The 1,741-nt window shown below is 71.9% G+C and carries 2 protein-coding genes; both read right to left on the bottom strand.

Annotated features, from left to right (window positions below; genetic code table 11):
- A partial coding sequence (locus D7V88_RS41225; RefSeq protein WP_244238680.1) for a GTP-binding protein occupies positions 1-605 on the bottom strand: 605 nt, incomplete at its 3' end.
- On the bottom strand, positions 602-1,741 hold a 1,140-nt coding region (locus D7V88_RS41220), incomplete at its 5' end, for an anhydro-N-acetylmuramic acid kinase (protein ID WP_341870761.1). The genes D7V88_RS41225 and D7V88_RS41220, both read right to left, overlap by 4 nt.

Below are 1,741 nucleotides of genomic sequence, written 5' to 3'. Positions count from 1 at the left end.
GGGCGGGGCGGCGGGACGATGCGCTTGGCGCGCAGGTCCTTGATGACCAGGCGGGTGATGGTCTTCAGCGTGTCCAGCACGCCGCGGCCGTTGGTGGCGGCCGTCTCGAAGTCGGGGACGCCGCGCGGGTTGAGCTCCCGGCGCAGCTCCTCCACGGACAGGGTGCCCTCCAGGTCGCGCTTGTTCCACTGCATCACCAGCGGGAAGCGCTCCAGGCGGATGCCGTTCTCCAGGAGGTTCTCCTCCAGGTTGGCCAGGGACTCGCGGTTGGCGTCCATGGCCTCCGCCTGCGAATCCGCCACGAACACCACGCCGTCGGCACCCTGGAGCACCAGCTTGCGGGTGGCGTTGTAGAAGACCTGTCCGGGCACGGTGTAGAGGGCGAGCCGCACGGAGCAGTCGCCCACGCGCTCCACCTTCACCGGAAGGAAGTCGAAGAAGAGCGTCCGGTCGCCTTCGGTGGCGATGGACATCATCTCGCCACGGTGCGCCGGGCGGACGGTCTCGTAGACCTTCCGCAGGGTCGTCGTCTTCCCGGACAGGCCCGGGCCGTAGAAGACGATCTTCGCCGCGACTTCGCGGGCCATCAGGTTCACGCTGCTCACGGTGTCAGCTTACCTAGAACGACTCGGCGCCTCGCGCCAGTTGCGGGGCAAACATTCGCGGGCGTTCCGGCCCGGTGCTCGGCCGCGAGCAGGGCGAAGAGGGCGGCTTCCTTCGCCTCCTCGGGGAAGCCCAGCACGTCCAGCCGCTCCAGGGGCACCGGGGCCAGCCGCGCCCGCAGGTCCTCCATCAGCGCCGGATTCCGCGTCCCCCCACCCGAGGCGTACACCGCTTCCAGGTGGGGAAAGCGGGGGTACACCCAGGTCTCGAACGCTCTCGCGGTGGCCTCCACGGTGAAGGCGCGCGCGGTGGCCATCAGGTCGTGGGGGCGCTCCGGTGCCGCCGCCCAGATGCGCTCCACCAGGGCCTCGCCGAAGCCCTCGCGTCCAGCGCTGCGGGGAGGAGGGCGCGCGAGGAAAGGATGGGCGAGCAGCTCCTCCAGGAGCGCGGGCAGCACCTGCCCCCGGGACGACAGGCTCCCGTCGCGGTCGCACCCCAGCCGGCCGTCCGTCATCCGGCGCGCCAGGCCGTCCAGCACCATGTTGGCGGGCCCGGTGTCGAACGCGAGGGTGTCCTCCATGCGAGCGCCCACCACACTCAGGTTGCCGATGCCGCCCAGGTTGAGGAACGCCCGCGTGGCGTCCGGCCGTTCGCGGTTCCGGAAGACGGCCCAGTCCAGGTACGGCACGAGCGGCGCGCCTTGGCCGCCCACGGCCATGTCACGGGTGCGGAAGTCGCTGACGACGGGCAGGCCGGTGCGCTCGGCGATGACGGAGGCCTCGCCCAACTGGAGCGTGGAAGGTGTGGAGGACAGGTCCGGCGGCAGGTGGGCCATCGTCTGGCCGTGCGAACCGACGACGTGCACGTCCCCGGGGGCCACGCCCGCGCGAGCCAGGACGGCGAGCACCGCTTCGGCGAACTGTTCGCCCAATTCGAAGTTGAGCGCGCACAGGCTCCGGGCGTCCTGGGGGCCCAGCACCCGCGCGATGAGGTCCGGCGCGAAGGGGCGTGAGACGTGGGCCACGAGTTGGAGCGTCACGTCCGAGCCCGTGCCCTCCACGCGGCACAGGGCGGCCTCCGCCGCGTCCACGCTGGTGCCGGACAGCACGCCCACGCACAGCCGGGGCGGCAGGGAGGG

Origin of the sequence: Corallococcus terminator, assembly GCF_003611635.1 — a bacterium.
In the GTDB taxonomy this organism is placed as follows: domain Bacteria; phylum Myxococcota; class Myxococcia; order Myxococcales; family Myxococcaceae; genus Corallococcus; species Corallococcus terminator.
This window is presented reverse-complemented; position numbering and strand designations above follow the sequence as displayed.